This is a genomic window from Aminobacter sp. P4_D5 (assembly GCF_056401815.1).
In genome coordinates this window covers 1-514 of sequence record NZ_JBFUIP010001427.1, presented here as the reverse complement: position 1 = coordinate 514, position 514 = coordinate 1, and the positions used below count along the sequence as shown (strand labels likewise).

The following is a 514-nucleotide window of genomic DNA, read 5'->3' as shown; positions in this document are numbered from 1 at the left end:
ACCGTCTCCTTCGCCGCCACCGGCGAGGGCTGGCCGGAATCGAGCCTCGCCCTCGGCGCCGGCTTCGAGCCGCCGGAGGAGATCGGTTCCTGGCTCATCGGCCCCTCCGGTACGGTGCATCTCGATGTCGCGGCACCGGCAAGACTCTGGCTGCGCCTCGCAGCCGCGCCCTGGGCCGAGGACAACCGCGCGGGCGTCGCTGTCGGCGACGGGCCGATCCGCTGGACGGGCCTGACCCCGGGCGAGGAGGCCCTCACCGCCCTCGACGTGCCCGCCGGCCGCGTGACGATCCGCCTCGTCGTGGACGGCCCGCTGCACGCACCACCGCAGGGCGAGACCCGCCCCATCCGCGTCGCCCTCCGCGAGATCACAGCCGCCGCGCCTGCCGAGGCCAGGCTGGCGCCGGGCCGGCCGGTCGTCTTCGGGCCGGGCGCGCCGGACCTCTCCTGGGCCGACCTGCTGGTGGAAGGCTGGGACCTCGCGGCGGGGCCCGAGGGTGTCGCGGCCTTGGCGC

1 protein-coding gene is annotated in these 514 nt (G+C 77.0%); it reads left to right on the top strand.

All coding sequences use genetic code 11. The features are described from left to right. On the top strand, window positions 1–514 hold a 514-nt coding region (locus tag AC1DWF_RS38785), incomplete at both ends, for a hypothetical protein (protein ID WP_476843704.1).